Source organism: Nonomuraea wenchangensis (assembly GCF_900111685.1).
GTDB lineage: Bacteria > Actinomycetota > Actinomycetes > Streptosporangiales > Streptosporangiaceae > Nonomuraea > Nonomuraea wenchangensis.
The window spans coordinates 1-17,465 of sequence record NZ_FOHX01000010.1 but is presented as its reverse complement, the minus strand read 5'-3'; the positions used below and the strand labels follow the sequence as shown (position 1 = coordinate 17,465).

Sequence of the window (17,465 nt, the reverse complement as noted above, 5' to 3'; positions counted from 1 at the left end):
GCAGGCCGCGCCGACACTCGCGCGTCAAGGGGCGCCACCTGTGGACAACGCGGGACCGGCCGGGTCAGGCGGGCGCGACGGGCCGGCGGCCGAGCATGTCGATGCGATTGAGCACCGGGTTCCCGGCGATGACCTTGGTGAAGCTGACCTTCTCCGAAGCGGCAGTGAGCGCCGCCACGGTGCCGAGCAGGGCGTAGCGGCCGGGCCGGCCGAGCCGGGTGACGGCGGCGAGGCCGAGCAGCGCGCCCAGGGCGTTGGCGCCGGCGTCGCCGAGCATGGCGCGCTCGCCGAGGTCGTCGGGCAGCAGCGCGGCGGCGGCGCCGAGCGGCACGGCGGCCAGCGCCGCGGCGGCGGGTGAGCCGCGCAGCAGCGAGGCGGCCAGCAGCGGCCCGCCGGCCAGCAGGGCGACCTTGATGGCGCGGCCGGGGCGAAGGTCGAAGAGGTTGGCGAGGTTGGCGGCGCCGGCGATGGCGGCCCCGTTGACCAGGACGTCGAGCGGGCCGCCGCCGGCGAGCGCAGCGGCGCCGAGCCCCGTGGCGCCGATGCCGAGGATCTTCACCGCGCCGCTGGTGACCTCGCCGCGGGCAAGCGCGGTCAGGTGGCCTTTGAAGCCCTTGGAGGACGTGGTGCCGTACAGGTCGTCGTAGGCGCCGAGCGCGCCGCTGCCACCGCCCGCGACGAGGGCGGCCAGGCGCAGCCGGCCGGGCAGGCCGGGCGTGAGCGCGGCGGCCGCGCCCGCACCCGCCACGAACGCGGGGCCCCCCAGGAGGGTGATGGGCTCGCCGCGGTGGTTCTTGCGCGTCCAGCGGCCGGTCAGGTCGTCGGGCTGCCGGTTGCGGGTGAAGACGGCGTAGGCGGCGCGGGCCGCGACGGCGCCGATGGCGGCGCCGGCGAAGGCGTGGAGCAGTCCTCGGGCCATGTCAGCTCCCTGACTGGGCGGATGGGGTCGGGCTGGGGGTGACGGCCGCAGGCAGGGCCCCGGTGGCGCCCTTGCCGATGCCGTACTGGCCGGCGTGCCCGGCCAGTTGCTCCCGCAGAGCGTAGACCATCACGACCCGGCCCATGGGCATGTCGGCGGTGTCGACGGTGGACACGCGCTTGGAGACCTCGCCGTCGTCACGGACGGCGCCGATGAGGTCGCCGGGCAGCGCGATGTTCGCGGCGGTCCCGGCGAGCACGGTGCCGCCGCCCGCCGCGTCGAACCCGTCGGCGACGGAGACCAGCGCCCCGGCCAGGGTCTCGGCGGTCTCGCCCTCGAACGGCTTCTCCGGCGCGAACATGACGGCGAGCGTGGCCCGTTCGGCCGGGTTGTCCTCGACGTTGAGCAGGCCGCCGGTCTCGAACGCGTCGAGCACACCGGCGGTGGCGGTGTTGGCGGTGCCGGCCTGGGCGGGATCGTTGGTGACGAGGGCGCCGGCCAGCAGCGAGGCGGCCCGGTCGTAGCTGGTGGCAGTCGCGGGGAAGACCATGTTGGCGGGCTTGAGCTGGTCGACCAGCCCGTCGAGGACGCCCTTGCTCTCGGGGTCGAGGAACTTCTCGGTCAGCGTGACCCGCCCGCTGACCTTGGCGCCCGCCTCGTCGAGCACCTGCTGGGCGGCCTCGCGCACGTTCGTGCTGGAGCCGGGCGTCTCGACGAGCAGCACGCGCTGCCCGGCGAGCTCGGAGGCCACCATCTGCGGGGTGCGGGCGGTGATGAACGCGTCGTTGCCTGCCTGCCGCCCGCGCAGCGCGTCGAGGTCGGCGCGCAGGCCGTTGTTGGCGCTGGTCAGCTCGTCGCTGGTGCGCTTGGCCAGGTCGAGCGCGGGGTCCTGGAGCAGGGTGGTGCCCAGGATGATGCCCACCGCCAGCGCAAGGAAGATCGCGACGATGGAGACGAGGTGATAGCGGAAATCGATCACGAGAAGAGTCCGACCAGCCAGAAGATGAACGCGTTCCAGACGTCTTGCAGGCCGTTCAGCCAGGTCTTGCCGAGCGGCGAGAAGGCCAGCGCGACGCCCATCGTGAACAGCGCGGTGAGCACGAGGAGCAGCAGCTGCGAGGTGGAGATGCGGCTGCGGTAGAGCCTGCTGACGCCCTTGGCGTCGATGAGCTTGCTGCCGATGATCAGCCGGGTGAGGAAGGTGCTGGCCATGCCGGAGCGCCCCTTGTCGAGGAACTCCTCCAGCGTGCCGTGCGTGCCGACGGCGACGATCAGCTCGGCGCCCTTGTCGTCGGCGAGGAGCATCGCGATGTCCTCGCTGGTGCCGGTGGCGGGGAAGATCACCGCTTCGCGGCCGAGCTGGTGCACGCGCTCCAGGCCGGGAGCACGGCCGTCGCGGTAGGCGTGCACGACGAGCTCGGCGCCGCAGGTCAGCGCCTTGGTGGAGACCGAGTCGAAGTCGCCCACGATCACGTCGGGCAGGTAGCCGGCCTCCAGGAGCGCGTCGGCGCCGCCGTCCACGCCGACCAGGACGGGCCGGTATTCGCGGATGTAGGGGCGGAGGGTGGCGATGTCCTCCTTGTAGTGGTAGCCGCGCACGACGATGAGGACGTGCCTGCCCTCCATGTCCGTGCGGATCTCGGGCACGCCGACGCCGTCGATGAGGAGCTTGCCCTCGCCGCGGACGTACTCCATGGTGTTGACCGCGAACGCCTCGATCTGCACCGACAGCCCTGCCCTGGCCTCGGCCATGGCGGCCTCGACCGCTTCGAGGGTCTGCTCCTCGCCCTTGCCGACGACGTCGTCGTCCAGGTGGACGACGCCGTCGCAGAGCCGGACGACGTCGCCGTCCTTGACGCGCTCGAACAACTCCGCGCTGGCGTTGTCGACGAACGGCACGCCGGCTTCGAGCAGGATCTGCGGCCCCAGGTTGGGGTAGCGGCCGCTGATGCCGGCCGCGACGTTGACCACGGCGGCGGCACCGCATGCGACCAGCGCCTCCGCGCTGACCCGGTCCACGTCGACATGGTCGATAATCGCAATTTCACCGGGCCCGAGGCGCTTGGTGAGCCTCTTGGTGCGCCGGTCGATCCTCGCCACTGCCGTGATGCCGGGAAGGTCACCGACCTTCCTGCCGCGGAGGCCCGGCAATCTGCTTCCCGGAACCTTCATCATGACCATCCTGCCAGAGCCGAACAGCGGAGAGGCCACGCATCACGTGGCGTGTCCACTATGTCACCCACGATCACCTGTCCGCGGCGGCGAGCCCCAGCAGCTCCTCGGCGTGCGCCCGGCCGAGCTCGGAATCCTCCAGACCGGCCAGCATGCGCGACAGTTCGCGTACGCGGCCCTCGTGGTCGAGGGTGGTGACGCCACTGCGCACCACGCTGCCGTCACTGGCCTTCTCGACCACCAGATGCTGGTCGGCGAAGGCCGCCACCTGCGGCAGATGTGTGACGACAATCACCTGCGCGGTGCGGGCCAGCCGGGCCAGCCGGCGGCCGATCTCGACCGCCGCCTTGCCACCAACCCCGGCGTCCACCTCGTCGAAGACGAACGTCGGCACCGGGTCGGCGCCCGCGAAGACGACCTCGATGGCGAGCATGACGCGGCTCAGCTCGCCGCCGGAGGCGCCCTTGGTGAGCGGCAGCGGCGGCGCGGCGGGGTGGGCGGCCATCCGCAGCTCGACCTCGTCGACGCCCTCCGGCCCGAACTCTGCGCTCCGCGTGAGCTGCACCACGACCCGGGCGTGCGGCATGGCGAGCGCGGTCAGCTCCTCGGTGACGGCCAGGCCGAACCGCTCGGCGGCGGCCTCGCGCACCTGGGTGAGCTCGGCGGCGAGGTCGGTGAGCTTGTCGGTCAGCTCGTCGTGCTCGCGGGTCAGCTCGTCGATGCGCTCATCGTCGCCCTCCAGCTCGGTGAGGCGGGCGGCGGCGCGCTGCGCCCAGGCGAGGACGCCCGCGCTGTCGGCGCTCTGTTCGCCGTACTTGCGGATGAGCCCGGACAGCACCGAGCGGCGCTCCTGTACGACCGCCAGCCGGGACGGGTCGGCCTCGATCGACTCGGCATAGGAGGCGAGGTCGGTGGCGACGTCGGAGATGAGGTAGCCGGCCTCGGCGAGCCGGTCGGCGACCCCGGCAAGCTGGGCGTCGAAGTCGCGCACCGCCTCGACGGCCGCGCGGGCCTCGCCGAGCAGGGAGATCACGTCGTGCGCGCCGCCCGCGGCCTCCATGGGGTCGCCGAGCAGCGCGGTGTGGGCCGTGGTGGCAGCGCTGCGCAGGGCGTCGGCGTGCGAGAGCCGCTCCTCCTCCTCGCGCAGGTCGGCGTCCTCGCCCGGCTTGGGGTCGACCTTCTCGATCTCCTGCAGGCCGAAGCGGAGCAGGTCGGCCTCCTGGGTCCGCTCCCTGGCGCGGGTGGTCAGCTCCTCCAGCAGCGCGGTGACCTGCTTGTGCCGTTTGTACGCCTGCGTGTACGCCCGCAACGGCTTGACCAGCTCGTCACCGGCATAGCGGTCGAGCGCGGCGCGCTGCCTGGCGGGCTGGAGCAGCCGCTGCTGGTCCATCTGCCCGTGCACGGCCACGAGGTCGTCGGCGAGGTACGTCAGAGTGCCGACGGGCACCGTGCGCCCGCCGAGCCAGGCCCGGGAGCGGCCCTCCGCCGAGACGGTGCGCGAGATGATGAGCTCGCCGCCCTCGACGTCGCCGCCGGTGTCCTCGACCTGCTGGGCCACCCGGCCGCCGGGCTCGACGACGATCGTGCCCTCGACCCTGGCCCGCTCGGCCCCCGGCCGGATCCTGGAAGGGTCGGCCCGGCCGCCGAACAGCAGCCCGAGCCCGGTCACGACCATCGTCTTGCCCGCGCCCGTCTCACCGGTCACCACGTTGAAGCCCGGGCTGAGCTCTAGGACGGCCTCGTCGATGACGCCGAGCCCCTGGATGCGGACCTCCTCGACCCTTGGTCGCACTGCCCACTCCCGTCACTGCTGTGCCTGCCGATCACACGGCCCGTTCCCCGAACACGTGTGCCCACGCGATCCTACGCGGTCCTGCTTCCATTCACTCAGGGTCGCACCCTTCCGCGCCAGCCCTGGACGGGTAGCTCGAACTTGGCGACCAGCCTGTCGGTGAACGGCGCGCCGGTGTCCTCGACACCGTGCAGCCGCGCCAGCCGGACCGGCTCGGCGCCCCTGCGCACCTCCACCCTCGTGCCGGACGGCAGCTCGAAACGGCGCCGACCGTCGCACCACAGCACCCCGCCGGGAGTCTCCGGCAGGATCTCCACGGCCAGCGTGGAGCGTGGCGAGACCACCATTGGCCTGGCGAACAGGGCGTGGGCGCTGATGGGCACCATGAGCAGCGCCTCGACCTCAGGCCACACGACCGGCCCGCCCGCGGAGAAAGCATAGGCGGTCGAGCCGGTCGGCGTGGCGCAGATCACGCCGTCGCAGCCCCACCGTGACAGCGGCCGGCCGTCGATCTCGGCGACGACCTCCAGCATGCGCTCCTGCTTCTCGACCGTGGCTTCGTTGAGCGCCCACGTGTCGGCCAGGATCTTGCCGTTCTGCCGGGCGAGAACGTCGATCGTCATGCGCTCCTCGACGTCGTACCGGCCGGCCACGACGGCGTCGACCGCCCCCGCCAGGTCGTCGACCTCGGCCTCGGCCAGGAACCCGACATGCCCCAGGTTGACCCCCAGCAGCGGCGTGCCGGCCGGCCTGGCCAGCTCCGCGGCGCGCAGCAGCGACCCGTCGCCGCCGAGCACGATCATGACCTCGGCGTCCTTGACCGCGCCCGGGTCGTCGCCGGGGACGGCCTCGACTCCGGTGGAGCCGATCTCGGCGTACTCGGATTCGAGCACCCGCACGGCGATGCCCGCGTCCACCAGCCGGCTGATCACCAGGCGGGCGCTCTCGACGGCGGCGTCCCGCCCGGTGTGTACGGCGACCAGCACGGTCCGTTTCATTGCGGCCCTTCCGCCACGGCACGCTCGATCTCGGCCTCCAGGTCGGCGACCGGAGACCCGCCCTCTCCCTTGCCCAGCCAGAGCAGGTATTCCACATTGCCCGACGGCCCCGGCAGCGGGCTCGCGGTCACACCGCGTACGCTCAGCCCCAGCTCCAGGGCCTTGGCCGCGGCGTCGCGCACGGCCTGCGCGCGCAGCGTGGGATCGCGGACCACGCCGCCCGCCCCCACGAGCTCCTTGCCCACCTCGAACTGCGGCTTGACCAGCATCACGAAGTCGGCGCGCGGTGCGGCGACGGCGGCCAGCGCGGGCAGCACCAGCCGCAGCGAGATGAACGACAGGTCGCCCACGACCAGCGTCGGCGGCTCCCCCACCATCTCCGGGGTCAGGTCGCGGACGTTGACCCGCTCCATCACCGTCACCCGCTCGTCGGTGCGCAACGACCAGGCGAGCTGGCCGTAGCCGACGTCGACGGCCAGCACGTGGGCCACGCCGCGGCGCAGCAGCACGTCGGTGAACCCGCCGGTGGACGCGCCCGCGTCGAGGCACCTGCGCCCTTCGACGGCGAGCGCCGGGAACGCCTCCAGCGCGCCAAGCAGCTTGTGCGCGCCGCGCGAGACGTAGTCGGGGCCGTCGGGGGAGGGGGCGACGACGATGGCGGAGGCGGTCTCGACCTGGGTGGCGGGCTTGCGCGCGGTCTGGCCGCCGACGGTGACCCGGCCGGCGTCGATGAGCTGGGCCGCCTGCTCGCGCGACCTCGCTAGGCCGCGGCGCACCAGCTCGCTGTCGAGGCGGATGCGCCGGCTCACCGGTCTCCCCGCGACGGGAACCCCATGCCCTGAGAGGATCGCGGGTCACCAGGCTGGGGGGCCGGCTGCCGATGGTCGGCGGGGTGAGCCGTCGCCCGGTTCTCCGCCTGGTGGGCCGCGCGCGCCATCTCGTGCACGGCCCGCGCCGGGTCGTCGTCCACGGCCCCCAGGGTGGCCTCCAGCGCCGAGAACGCCTCGTCGAAGATCCGCGGGTGCTCGCCCACGGGCAGCTCGCCCAGGCGACCCAGGCCGGCCACGATGGCGTCGACCCGGTCGTCGCCGGTCTCGTGCGGCAGCTCACTCATGTCTCGACCGTAACGCCTCCCGCGAGCGCCCGGGACCTTGGCAGGCGTGTCACACGTTGTACGTCGTACGGGGGTGCTAGTCATGTGGAACGCTACGGTCCGCATAGGCCCGACCAAGAAGGAGAGGATGCTCACCATGGCAAGCGTCGAGGAGTGCCGTACGGCACTGGCCAAGCTCGTCGCGCAGTTCGACGAGATCGACGAGCAGGACCGTGCCAAGCACGTGGTCGAACGCACGGTCAGCTGCCGGATCTCCGATCTCGACGTGACCTTCTATGGGCGGCTGCACCACGGGGGGCTGGATCCGTTCGCGGAGCAGCCGCCGCCGGGCGGCAAGCCTACCGACGTCAAGCTCACGATCGTGAGCAACGACCTGATCGCGCTGGTGGACGGCGAGCTGGACCTGGCGCGAGCGCTGCTCGGGGGCCGGGTGAAGGTCGACGCCAGCTTCGGCGACCTCCTCCGCCTACGCCGCCTGCTCTGACCGCCTCCCCACCTTTCGGCGACGAGCGAACAACGAATCCACCCACCGAAGACCACGTCCCACCAACCCGGCGATCACCCAGTCAGCCGACGACAGTCTGCGACCCCCGATTCAGCCCCCGAGCGAGCACCCGACCACCGGAAGGGCCCGACCGTCGCCAAGGCGCTCGGTCATCACGGGCAGCTCAACCGGCGATCCGTTCAAGGACCGGTTTGACGGCGTCCTCCTCCACCCGCCCTTCCCCGGCCGCCGCCCAGGCCGCGTCACACGCCGCCCGCAGCCCGTCGATCCGGCTGCCGTCGCCCTCCAACTGCAGCACGCCGTCACGCCATCGCGCCTGCCATCCACCGCACGCGCCATCCCGCACCTCGGGATAGTCCGCGCGCAGGGCCCCCAGGTCCTCGGCCACGAACGTCGGCCGATGCCGTGGCTCAGCCGTCAGCACATCGGCCGCCGTGGCCACCCCGGTCAGCACCAGCAGGGACTCCACCCCGGCGTTGGACGCCCCTTCGATGTCGGTGTCCAGCCGGTCCCCCACCACCAGCGGCCTTCGGGCCCCCGTGCGAATCATCGACTCCCTGTGCAACGGCGGGTCCGGCTTTCCCGCGTACACCGGCTCGACCCCGGTCGCGGTCGCGATGGCCCGGACCATGGCCCCGTTGCCTGGCAGTTCGCCACGCCCGGTGGGCATGGTGCTGTCCCCGTTGGACGCCACGAACCACGCCCCTTGCCGCACCGCCAGCGCGCCTTCCGCCAGCAGCCCGTACGACAGCCCCGGCGCGATCCCCTGCACCACGGCGACCGGCGCCTCGAAGGCGGTCGAGACCGGCCGCAGCCCCCGGGCCCGTACGGCCATCCGCAGCCCCGACCCACCCACCACGAGCACCGCCGACCCCGGCGGCACCCGCTCCGCGATCAGCCGCGCCGCCGCCTGCGCGGACGTCACGACGTCCTCGGCGGTGGCCGGGGCGCCCAGTTCCCGCAGGTGCGCCGCGATGGCGGCGGGCGTCCGCGAGGCGTTGTTGGTGACGTACGCCAGCCGCACCCCCCGCGCCCGCGCCTCACCGAGCGCCGCCGGCGCGCCCGGCACCGCCCGGGGGCCCAGGTAGACCACGCCATCCAGGTCGAGCAGCAAAGTGTCGTACCCGTCGATCAGCACCGCGCCTCTTCCGTTCGACTCACAACGCCGCGTGAGACTCTAGCGTCGCGCCCCGCCACCCTCGCGCACCCGGCGATCCGGCCATGAAGACCGCTCCCACCTCACCGACGGGTGCAACACATGTGCCTAAGCCAGCCTCGGCGATCCGCCCGTCACCGCCGGCACAAGCCGGAGAACGCCCACCGATGACCACCCGCCACCCACCACCAGCCCGCAGGAACGAGCCGCCCCTCCTACGCCTACATCTCCCGCCGAGCCCTCAAAGTGGCACGCACACTCTTCAACGCCGACACGTAATGCCGCTCATCGGGACGCATCGCAACAGCGATCGCCAGCGGTTCCTGCGCCCCTTCGACGTCCCCGGTACGCCACAACGCCAGCCCAAGCCCGAAGTACGCGTAGTCCTCAGCAGGATTGGCCTCGACGATCTGCCGGAAACTCGCCGCCGCCTCGGTGTACTGCCGCGAGTTGAACTGCGCCCGCGCCAACGCCTCCCGAATGCTGCGCGACTCCGGCTCGACCTCCGCGGCCCGCTCCAGCAACGCGGCCGCCGCCGCTGGACTGCCATCCTTCAGCAGCTTTACCCCACGCTGGTACCAATCGTAAACACTGCCCCGGGGAGCACCCGAGGTCTCATCATTAGCGTTTCCTTCTCCAACCATCGGCGAGACTCCCTCCATCGCTGGACGACGAACACGCCCTGCCCTGTGCCACGGAGGCAGGGCACGGTTGTAAACCGAGGGGCGATTTCCGGAAGGCATGACCATCTATGGCAGCATGCCCGGTATGGGGACTCCTGAACTGCCAGTGCCCGATGGACTGGTGCTACGGCCCTTCCGAGGCGTACGTTTCGCCGTCGAAGATCCTGCCAAGGTGACCTCCCCGCCCTACGACCTGATCTCCGACGCGGACGTCGACACGCTCCTCCACCTGCACCCCAACAACGTCGTCCGCCTCATCCTTCCCCGCACCTCCCACCCCGGCCCCGCCCACCCCCTTCCTCCCACCCCCACCCTTCCTACCGCTCACACCACTCCGGCCGCTCAGACCGTTCCTGCCACCGACACCCTCGCTGCCGGCGACGAGCCCCCGCCGGAGACGCGTTACGCCGAGGCCCGGGACACCCTGCAGGCATGGCTTCACGCAGGCATCCTGGTCCCGGACGACCACCCGGCCCTGTACGTGTACGAGCAGCATGGCCCGCACTTCCTGCAACGCGGCCTGATCGGCGACGTCGCCCTGACGGACCCGGGTCAGCACGTCATCCTCCCGCACGAGGACGTGATGCCCGGCCCCATCGCCGACCGCCTGGCCCTCATGAGCACCACCCAGGCGAATCTGGAGCCGATCTTCCTCCTCTACGACGGCGCCGGCGGCCCGACGACCCGCCTCGTGGAAGAGGTGGCGACCCGGCGTCGCCCCCTGGTGTCGGCCGAGACCGAGGACGGCGTCACCCACCGCCTATGGGCGATCACCGACGCGTCCGAGATCGCCACCGTCAACGCCGACCTCCACGACCGCCAAGCTCTGATCGCCGACGGCCACCACCGTTACGCCACCTACCGCGTCCTCCAACGCCAGGAACGCCTGACCAACCCTCCTACCGAACCCTCACTCACGCCCAGCGACACCGCCCTCAGAGGCATGGCATCCGGCAACGCGACACCCAGCAGCGCCGGGTTCACCAGCAGCGCCGCAATGCCTGGTGGCACCGCCGCCGCCCCCTCACCAGCCCCCTCCTCGTCAACAGACGACGACTTGCACGAGCCTCCTTCCACCACTCTGGTAGCCCCCTGGGACTTCGGTCTGGCCTTGCTGGTCGACTCGACCGCCTATCCGCCCGACCTCAAAGCGATCCACCGCGTCATCCCCGGCCTCCCCCTGGCGAAGGCGGCCGCCCAGGCCCGCCAATCCTGGCGGGTCCAGGAGTTCAGCACCCTCGCAGAGGGTTTGGCCGCGTTCGAGAACAGCCCGGACCCTGCTTTCCTCCTGGCTGACGCAACCGGCGCATACCTGATCACCGACCCCGATCCCGTCCAGCTCGCTCGTGCCATGCCGGCTGACCACTCCGACCGCTGGAACTCGCTCAACACCTCCATCCTGAGCGAGTTCATCCTGCCGAAGGTGTGGGGGATGCGTGACGACGAGCAGGCGGTACGTATCGTGCATCACGACATCGAGGCCGCCGCCGAACTCGCGACCAGCACCGGCGGCACTGCCGTGATCCTCAAGCCGCTGGCGACCGAGGACGTTCTGGCCGTCGCCGCCGGCGGCGAACGCGTCCCCCGCAAATCCACCTCCTTCGGCCCCAAACCCCGAACCGGCCTGGTCCTCCGCACCTTCGCCATCAACTGACCGGCAAACAGCTGCCCAGGCAGGACACCACTCTCAGGCCCCAGGCTGTCCCCCGTCCCTGCCCGCAACAAAACCGTCCCGCAACCAACCGGGCCGCAGCCAACCCAAGCCTGCAGCCAACCTCCGCCCGTAGCCGACTGTCGACTGGGCGCATAGCCGACTGGGCGCATAGCCGATTGGGCCCGTAGCGAGCTGGACCCGCAGCCAAGCGGGACCCACAGCCAACCTGAGCCCGTCACCAACTGAGCCCGTCACCAACTGAGGCCGTAGCCAACGCGGCGCCAGACCCGGCGCACAACGCACCGAAGCCGAAGCTCACCGTTGAGCGAGCCCACAACGGCCCCGACTACGCTCACCTCGCCACCCCTGGGGACCAGCGGCGTGCACCTCGTCGCACCCAGGAACCAGCGGCGTGCGCCTCGTCGCCGGCAGACGAGGCGCACGGGGCCCTGCGCGACAGCCCTTCGCCCGCGTGTTCTCATCCCCTTCGCCACGGTGGATGAGGCAGGAGATCAGCTTGCCCTGGCCAGTTGCAGCACCCGCCTCGGCACCAATGGCGTGACCGTCCCCTGGACCTCCTCGCCGACGCCGTCCCCGCCCCCGTCCGGTGGATCTTCCGCGACCACGACCGTATCCACGGGTTTCGCGCTGGTCACCTCCACCTCGTACTTCCAGGTCTTGGCCCCTGCCGGGCCGAAGACACGGCAGCGGAAGGAGCCGATGACCTGCAGATAGTCTCGTGGTTTGAGGCCGCGGACGACGTCCGCCGTCTCCGGGCTGAAGGTGACGCACGGGACGCTGTCCGTCAGCGTCGCGCCACGTCGCTGCCGCCGGTGCCGCCGTACGATGATGCGCCACTTCGTGGCGGTGTCACCACTCGGCAGGGTGTGGTCCTCGGGCTCCGCCGAGAGCCGTCCCACCAGCAAGACCTCGTTCCGGTCCATTACTCGTCCCTCCTGTCGGCGCTCTGCCGAGATCACTCTTTACGATGAGGAGGAGCCCGGAACGGCCGAACGCCATTCTGGGGACAACGGCTGCACGCTCGGGAGTACCTGTGGACAACATCACCGCGCTAGGCGGCGACGTCTATGAGATCGACACCAGAATGGCCGGATACGCGGGCATCACCGCCGGATACCTCATTCTGGGCGACCGGCCATGTCTGGTAGAGACCGGTACCTCGACGTCCGCCCCGGTAGTCCGTGACGCGCTCGCGTCCCTCGGCGTCGGTCCGGAGGATCTCGCCACCGTCGTCGTGACCCACATCCACCTCGACCACGCCGGCGGTGTCGGCGACATCGCCAGGTTCTTCCCGTCCGCCCAGGTCGTAGTTCACGAGAAGGGCGCGCGGCACCTGGCCGACCCCTCGCGGCTCATGGCGAGCGCCCGGATGGTGTGGGGCGACCGGCTCGACACCCTCTTCGGAGAGCTGTCCCCCACCGAGGCTGAACGCATCGTCGCCCTCGGCGACACCGGCGCCATCGATCTCGGCAACGGGCGCACACTGAGCAGCCACTACTCCCCCGGTCACGCCAAGCATCACGTGGGCCTCGTCGACTCCGCGACCGGCGATCTGTACGTGGGCGACGCCGCAGGCGTCTACCTCCCCGAGACCGGCGACCTGCGTCCCGCCACGCCGCCGCCGGACTTCGACCTGCAGACCGCCCTCGATTCGATCGCCCTGTTCAAGGCGCTCGGGCCTCAGCGTCTGCTCTTCAGCCATTACGGCCCGGTCGAGGCAGTTCAGGACACCCTCGACCGGTCCGCCGAGGAGCTCCGCGTCTGGGTGGACCTGACCCGGCAGGCCCATTCCGAGGGCTTGGACCTGGACCATGCCATCGCCATGGTCCGAGACCGTACGAAGGAGCGCTACACCGCGCTGAAGGCGGACGACGCGACGGCCGAGCAGTTCGAGTTGTTGAGCGGAGCTCCGTCAAACGTCGCCGGCATCCTCCACTGGCTCGACCGCGTGTCGCCGTAAGCTCCCGCCAACCCGCCGACCTACTGACCTGCGAACAGGCGGCGCGCAGCCATCGCGCGAGAGCGGTCAGCTCGGCTGATCACGGGGAATGCCCCGCGATCAAGCCCATCGGACGTGCCCGGAGGTCTCTCTGCCGTAGGTACGGGGACCACCGCCAGTACGCCAATGGCCGACCAGCAGTCACGTCGGTGCCGGAAGACCGACCGAAGCATGTGGCGTCGTACGGCTCAACGCGACAGCACTGGCATGCCCAGCGGCGACAGTCAGGCTGCAGCGTCACACTGGCGGACCTGGCACCCGCTGTCGCACGGTGGTCCTTCGGGCGGGCCCAGCGTCGAGTAGTCGGACGGGGAGCAACGGCACGAACAGTCATGTCACCGGCAGACGGACCGGCATCACGCACGTGCGAGCCTGACGGGGCGAGACCCGGCGCGCGCATGGGGCGTTCGGCCGCAGAATGCACAAACTCCGCCGTACCGCGCACATCGCGGCGGTACGGCGGAGCTTGTGTCCAGCTTTCAGCCTTGGGCGAGCAATGCTAGTCGTCCGCCTTCGGCCGCTTGGGCGCGGGCCCGTCCTCCTCCTCCAGGACATCGCCGAAGTTCGGCTCGATGAAAGCCGGCGTTATGCCAGGAGTCTCCGTCGGAGCGACGACAGCGCCTGCCGGGCTGCCCTGCTGCGCAGCGGAGTCGTCTGCGCCATCCTCCCCGTCAGAACTATCCGAATCAGCCGAATCATCGGTCTTGTCGGACTCGTCGGCGGAGTCGGCCTCCCTGGTCTCCGCCGCCTCCGTCACCTCATCGGCGAGGCCGGCAGCCTCGTCCGACGCGACATCGGTGGCAGCAGCGCGGTCGGCGACGTCCTCGCCATCCGTTGCGCCGGCAGGCTCGGGCTCCTCCTCCAGCAGGTCGTCTGCCTCGGCGAGAGAGGCGTCGTCGTCCTCCGGCTCCTCGTCCACGATCGGGGCGCTCTCTCCGCCGTCCGCCGTGCCGGCGTCGTCGAAGTCGTCCTCGTAGTCCGTGTCCTCTTCGACGTCCTCGATGACGGAGCCGGTCAGCTCGGCGTACCGCTCGGCCGCGTCCGTCTCGCCGTCCTCGTCGAACGCCATGGCCCGCGCGAACCACTCGGTCGCCGCCTCCGTCTGCCCGGCGTCGATCAGGGCGTCGGCGTACGCGAACGCCAGACGCGCCGACCACGGCCTCGGCTGCGGGTCGCGCAACTCCGGCAGGCGCTGGAGCGTGATCACGGCTGCGTCGTGCTGGCCCAGGTCACGGCGCGCGCCGGACTCGACGATGGTCAGCTCGATGCGCCCGGCCCGGTCGAGGCGCTCGGCCTCGGGCGAACGCACAAGGTCGATGGCCCGCTCGGGACGTCCCATGCCGCGTTCGCAGTCGGCCATGACCGGCAGGTACGCGTCGGACCCCGTCAGCCGCCGCGCCGCCCGCAGATCGCTCAGGGCCTCGGAGAAATGTCCGGCACGGTACGCGACAATGCCGGCAGCCTCCCGCACGACCCCGATCCGGGCCGCGAAGCGGCGCGCCACCTTGGTGTGCTCGTGCGCCCGTTCGGGGTCTTCGTCCTCCAGGGCCCGCTCGGCGGCGACCAAGTGCCGGCCGACCAGGTTGGCGAGGTCGCTAGGCAGGGAACGCAGCTCCTCAAGGACTTCCTTGTCGAGCTCGTCCGCGGTGATGTCGGGCGCGATCTCGGGCATCTGCTCGCGCTGCGCGTTCTCGGAGTCGCGGTCGGACCTGCCGTATCTGGCGCGGGTGCCGGCTCCGCCGTGATCGTCACGCCTGGCGCGGTCGTCCCGCGAGAACGGCCGAGGGCCGCGGTCGCCGCCCTCGCGACGCGGGCCCCGGTCATCGCGGAACCCGCCGCCCTCGCGGCGCGGCCCACGGTCGCCGTAACCCGATCCCTCGCGGCGCGGCCCACGGTCATCCCGATCCCGGAACCCGCCGCCTTCCCGACGCGGCCCGCGGTCACCTCTGTCCCGGAACCCGCCGTCCTCACGACGAGGACCCCGGTCATCGCGGTAACCGCCCTCACGGCGCGGACCCCGGTCGTCCCGGAAGCCGCCGCCCTCGCGGCGCGGCCCACGATCGCCGTAACCCGATCCCTCACGACGCGGCCCACGATCATCCCGATCCCGGAACCCGCCACCTTCACGACGAGGACCCCGGTCATCACGGAAGCCACCCTCACTACGCGGCCCGCGGTCGTCCCGGAAGCCGCCGCCCTCGCGACGCGGCCCACGATCGCCGTAACCCGATCCCTCACGACGCGGCCCACGATCATCCCGATCCCGGAACCCGCCGCCCTCACGACGAGGACCCCGGTCATCGCGGAAGCCACCCTCACTACGCGGCCCGCGATCGCCGTAACCGCCCTCTCGCCTGGGACCGTAACCCGGCCCCTCACGGCGCGGTCCACGATCGTCCCGGTCCCGGAACCCGCCGCCCTCGCGACGGGGGCCCCTGTCACCGTAACCACCTTCGCGCCGGTCGCCGCCGTAGCCTCCACGGCCGCCTCGGCTCTCGCCGTAACCGCCCTCGCGGCGCGGCCCGCGGTCATCACGGTCCCGGAAGCCGCCGCCCTCACGGCGCGGCGCGTAGCCGGACCCCTCGCGACGGGGCCCCCGGTCGTCCCGGAAGCCGCCGCCCTCACGGCGCGGCGCGTAGCCGGACCCCTCGCGACGGGGCCCCCGGTCGTCCCGGAAGCCGCCGCCCTCGCGACGCGGACCACGGTCGCCGTAACCCGATCCCTCGCGGCGCGGCCCACGATCGTCCCGATCCCGGTACGTTCGCCGCTCCTCGCCGCCCTCGCGGCGCCCGCCCCGATCGTCCCGATCGCGGTACGGCCGACGGTCGTCGCCTCGCTGCCCGCGGTCGAATCCTTCGCGGCCCTCACGGCGCGGCCCGCGGTCGCCATAACCGCCTTCGCGCCTGCCGCCATATCCGGAGCCTTCACGGCGCGGACCTCGATCCTCGCGGGAGCCGTCGTCCCTGCGCGGCCCGCGGTCGTCCCGGCCGTACGAGCGGCCCCTGTCGCCGGAACGGAACGGACGGTCGCTACCGGAGTCCCGCCCGCGCGAGCCGTATCCCCCGCTCCTGTCGCTCCCTCCGGAGCGCCTGTCCTCGAAGTCGCCGCGCCCGCGCTCTCCGTCGTCCGGTCCGTTTTCTCTGTTCACTTCTGGTCCATTTCGTTGAGCTCACCCAGCGGACTCACAACGACGGTCCACCGTGGCTGGTCGCCGCCCGCCCTCGGGCCTTACGCGACGAAGGCCACCGTGGAGGTGGCCCGGTCCCTCCAGCCTAGCAAGCCGAAGTACGTCCACGAGACCGGCTCATGCCCATAAATGGGTTGGTCATAAATTCGGGACGCGCGAGACTTCTCGTCATGTCACTACGTTTCCACGAAATCGCCGAGGACCGGCACCGCATTCTGAACCCGATGACCGACGACAAACTCGCCCTGCTCGGCGAGATCTGCCGCATCACTCCTGGCACCCGCCAGCTGGACCTGGCCTGTGGTAAAGGAGAGCTCCTTTCCCGCTGGTCCGCCGAACACGGCCTGGAAGGCGTCGGCGTGGACATCAGCCAGGTCTTTCTCGGAGCAGCAAGAGCCCGCGCGGAGGAGCTGGGCGTGTCCGAACGCGTCGAATTCGTGGAAGCCGACGCCGGCACGTACGAAACGGCACCTGAATCGTTCGACATCGTTTCCTGCATCGGCGCGACCTGGATCGGCAACGGCCTCAAGGGCACCCTGTCCCTCATGCGCCGGCACCTCCGCCCGAACGGCATCATCCTCGTCGGCGACTGCTATTGGCAGACCCCGGCTCCGCGTGAGGCCCGTGCAGCACTGGGAATGGAGGACGACAACCTGGTCACCTCGCTCATCGGTACGAACGACCGCATCGAGGAGGCCGGCTTCGAGCTGCTGGACATGGTCCTGGCCAGCCCGGACAGCTGGGACAGGTACGTAGCCAGTCAGTGGTGGACGATCAGCGACTGGTTGCGTGACAACCCGGATGATCCTGACGCGCCCGCGATGCGCGACTTCCTGACCCGGGCACGCCGCTCCCACCTGGAGTACGGCCGCCAGTACCTGGGCTGGGGCGTCTTCGTCCTCCGTGCGAAGCCGTAAACACAGAAAGGCCCCGACGCTAAGCGTCGGGGCCCTCCATAAAGATTGTCCGGCGGTGACCTACTCTCCCACACCCTCCCGAGTGCAGTACCATCGGCGCAGAGAAGCTTAACTTCCGGGTTCGGAATGTAACCGGGTGTTTCCTTCCCGCCATAACCGCCGTAACCCTCCGAAACAAACAAACACAGACGTGTTTGCAGTCTCAGAATTGCCTAGTGGACGCGAGCAAAAAATCTCAGAAAGAATGCTTTGTGGTCAAGTCCTCGGCCTATTAGTACCGGTCAGCTCCACACGTTACCGCGCTTCCACCTCCGGCCTATCAACCCGGTCGTCTACCGGGAGCCTTAC

15 protein-coding genes and 2 rRNA genes are annotated in these 17,465 nt (G+C 71.1%); 4 read left to right on the top strand and 13 right to left on the bottom strand.

Translation table 11 applies throughout. The annotated features are described in order from the left end of the window. Positions 1 to 64 precede the first annotated feature (64 nt). From BMW85_RS28050 to BMW85_RS28020, 7 genes are all read right to left on the bottom strand, one after another. Entirely contained in the window at positions 65 to 919 is an 855-nt protein-coding gene (locus BMW85_RS28050; RefSeq protein WP_091087203.1) for a hypothetical protein, read from the bottom strand. Position 920: 1 nt separating this feature from the next. Next, on the bottom strand, positions 921 to 1,898 hold the full coding sequence (locus BMW85_RS28045) for a copper transporter (protein ID WP_091087201.1): 978 nt from the start codon (positions 1,896 to 1,898) through the stop codon (positions 921 to 923). Next, complete coding sequence (steA, locus tag BMW85_RS28040; RefSeq protein WP_091087750.1) at positions 1,895 to 3,091, bottom strand: putative cytokinetic ring protein SteA; 1,197 nt, start codon at positions 3,089 to 3,091, stop codon at positions 1,895 to 1,897. Before steA ends, BMW85_RS28045 begins: the two co-directional genes overlap by 4 nt. Positions 3,092 to 3,164: 73 nt before the next feature. After that, on the bottom strand, positions 3,165 to 4,883 hold the full coding sequence (recN, locus tag BMW85_RS28035) for a DNA repair protein RecN (protein ID WP_091087199.1): 1,719 nt from the start codon (positions 4,881 to 4,883) through the stop codon (positions 3,165 to 3,167). A gap of 95 nt (positions 4,884 to 4,978) precedes the next feature. Then, a complete protein-coding gene (locus BMW85_RS28030) occupies positions 4,979 to 5,881 on the bottom strand; it encodes an NAD kinase (protein ID WP_091087196.1) in 903 nt (300 codons plus the stop codon). Continuing rightward, the gene (locus BMW85_RS28025) at positions 5,878 to 6,690 is read right to left on the bottom strand and encodes a TlyA family RNA methyltransferase (protein ID WP_218155959.1); all 813 of its coding nucleotides are present in this window, start codon (positions 6,688 to 6,690) and stop codon (positions 5,878 to 5,880) included. The genes BMW85_RS28030 and BMW85_RS28025 overlap by 4 nt, the downstream gene beginning before the upstream one ends. Further along, complete coding sequence (locus tag BMW85_RS28020; protein WP_091087191.1) at positions 6,687 to 6,995, bottom strand: hypothetical protein; 309 nt, start codon at positions 6,993 to 6,995, stop codon at positions 6,687 to 6,689. The genes BMW85_RS28025 and BMW85_RS28020 overlap by 4 nt, the downstream gene beginning before the upstream one ends. Positions 6,996 to 7,122: 127 nt before the next feature. On the opposite strand from BMW85_RS28020, the gene BMW85_RS28015 reads away from it, so the two are divergent. Next, positions 7,123 to 7,479, top strand: coding sequence for an SCP2 sterol-binding domain-containing protein (locus tag BMW85_RS28015; RefSeq protein WP_091087188.1), 357 nt, complete (start codon positions 7,123 to 7,125; stop codon positions 7,477 to 7,479). Positions 7,480 to 7,663: 184 nt separating this feature from the next. Here the strand turns inward: BMW85_RS28015 and BMW85_RS28010 are convergent, their stop codons facing one another. Beyond that, a complete protein-coding gene (locus BMW85_RS28010) occupies positions 7,664 to 8,638 on the bottom strand; it encodes an HAD-IIA family hydrolase (protein WP_091087185.1) in 975 nt (324 codons plus the stop codon). A gap of 239 nt (positions 8,639 to 8,877) precedes the next feature. After that, positions 8,878 to 9,300: a tetratricopeptide repeat protein gene (locus BMW85_RS28005; protein WP_091087184.1), complete on the bottom strand. Its 423-nt coding sequence runs from the start codon at positions 9,298 to 9,300 to the stop codon at positions 8,878 to 8,880. Between the two features lie 97 nt (positions 9,301 to 9,397). On the opposite strand from BMW85_RS28005, the gene BMW85_RS28000 reads away from it, so the two are divergent. After that, positions 9,398 to 10,993, top strand: coding sequence for a DUF1015 family protein (locus BMW85_RS28000; RefSeq protein WP_342743443.1), 1,596 nt, complete (start codon positions 9,398 to 9,400; stop codon positions 10,991 to 10,993). A gap of 512 nt (positions 10,994 to 11,505) precedes the next feature. Here BMW85_RS28000 and BMW85_RS27995 read toward each other — a convergent pair. Next, positions 11,506 to 11,937 (bottom strand): single-stranded DNA-binding protein, encoded by a 432-nt coding sequence (locus BMW85_RS27995; protein ID WP_091087179.1) that lies wholly within the window; start codon positions 11,935 to 11,937, stop codon positions 11,506 to 11,508. Positions 11,938 to 12,047: 110 nt separating this feature from the next. On the opposite strand from BMW85_RS27995, the gene BMW85_RS27990 reads away from it, so the two are divergent. Next, a complete protein-coding gene (locus tag BMW85_RS27990) occupies positions 12,048 to 12,974 on the top strand; it encodes an MBL fold metallo-hydrolase (protein WP_091087176.1) in 927 nt (308 codons plus the stop codon). A 538-nt stretch (positions 12,975 to 13,512) separates the two neighbouring features. Here the strand turns inward: BMW85_RS27990 and BMW85_RS27985 are convergent. Next, on the bottom strand, positions 13,513 to 14,685 hold the full coding sequence (locus BMW85_RS27985; RefSeq protein ID WP_091087173.1) for a hypothetical protein: 1,173 nt from the start codon (positions 14,683 to 14,685) through the stop codon (positions 13,513 to 13,515). A gap of 1,685 nt (positions 14,686 to 16,370) precedes the next feature. Between BMW85_RS27985 and BMW85_RS27975 the strand changes: the two genes are divergently transcribed. Further along, positions 16,371 to 17,117, top strand: a complete 747-nt coding sequence (locus BMW85_RS27975) for an SAM-dependent methyltransferase (RefSeq protein ID WP_091087168.1) — start codon at positions 16,371 to 16,373, stop codon at positions 17,115 to 17,117. A 47-nt stretch (positions 17,118 to 17,164) separates the two neighbouring features. On the opposite strand, the gene rrf is transcribed toward BMW85_RS27975, so the two are convergent. Beyond that, positions 17,165 to 17,281: ribosomal RNA gene (gene rrf / locus BMW85_RS27970) — 5S ribosomal RNA — on the bottom strand. Positions 17,282 to 17,368: 87 nt separating this feature from the next. Then, positions 17,369 to 17,465: ribosomal RNA gene (locus tag BMW85_RS27965) — 23S ribosomal RNA — on the bottom strand; the annotation flags it as partial.

Excerpts from the sequence above, each read along its gene's own strand:
- BMW85_RS27985 (WP_091087173.1), bottom strand. The coding sequence starts at position 14,685 with ATGCCCGAGATCGCGCCCGACATCACCGCGGACGAGCTCGACAAGGAA.
- BMW85_RS28005 (WP_091087184.1), bottom strand. The coding sequence starts at position 9,300 with ATGGTTGGAGAAGGAAACGCTAATGATGAGACCTCGGGTGCTCCCCGG.
- BMW85_RS28030 (WP_091087196.1), bottom strand. The coding sequence starts at position 5,881 with ATGAAACGGACCGTGCTGGTCGCCGTACACACCGGGCGGGACGCCGCC.
- steA (WP_091087750.1), bottom strand. The coding sequence starts at position 3,091 with ATGAAGGTTCCGGGAAGCAGATTGCCGGGCCTCCGCGGCAGGAAGGTC.
- BMW85_RS28015 (WP_091087188.1), top strand. The coding sequence starts at position 7,123 with ATGCTCACCATGGCAAGCGTCGAGGAGTGCCGTACGGCACTGGCCAAG.
- BMW85_RS27975 (WP_091087168.1), top strand. The coding sequence starts at position 16,371 with ATGTCACTACGTTTCCACGAAATCGCCGAGGACCGGCACCGCATTCTG.
- BMW85_RS28020 (WP_091087191.1), bottom strand. The coding sequence starts at position 6,995 with ATGAGTGAGCTGCCGCACGAGACCGGCGACGACCGGGTCGACGCCATC.
- BMW85_RS28050 (WP_091087203.1), bottom strand. The coding sequence starts at position 919 with ATGGCCCGAGGACTGCTCCACGCCTTCGCCGGCGCCGCCATCGGCGCC.
- BMW85_RS28000 (WP_342743443.1), top strand. The coding sequence starts at position 9,398 with ATGACCATCTATGGCAGCATGCCCGGTATGGGGACTCCTGAACTGCCA.
- BMW85_RS27995 (WP_091087179.1), bottom strand. The coding sequence starts at position 11,937 with ATGGACCGGAACGAGGTCTTGCTGGTGGGACGGCTCTCGGCGGAGCCC.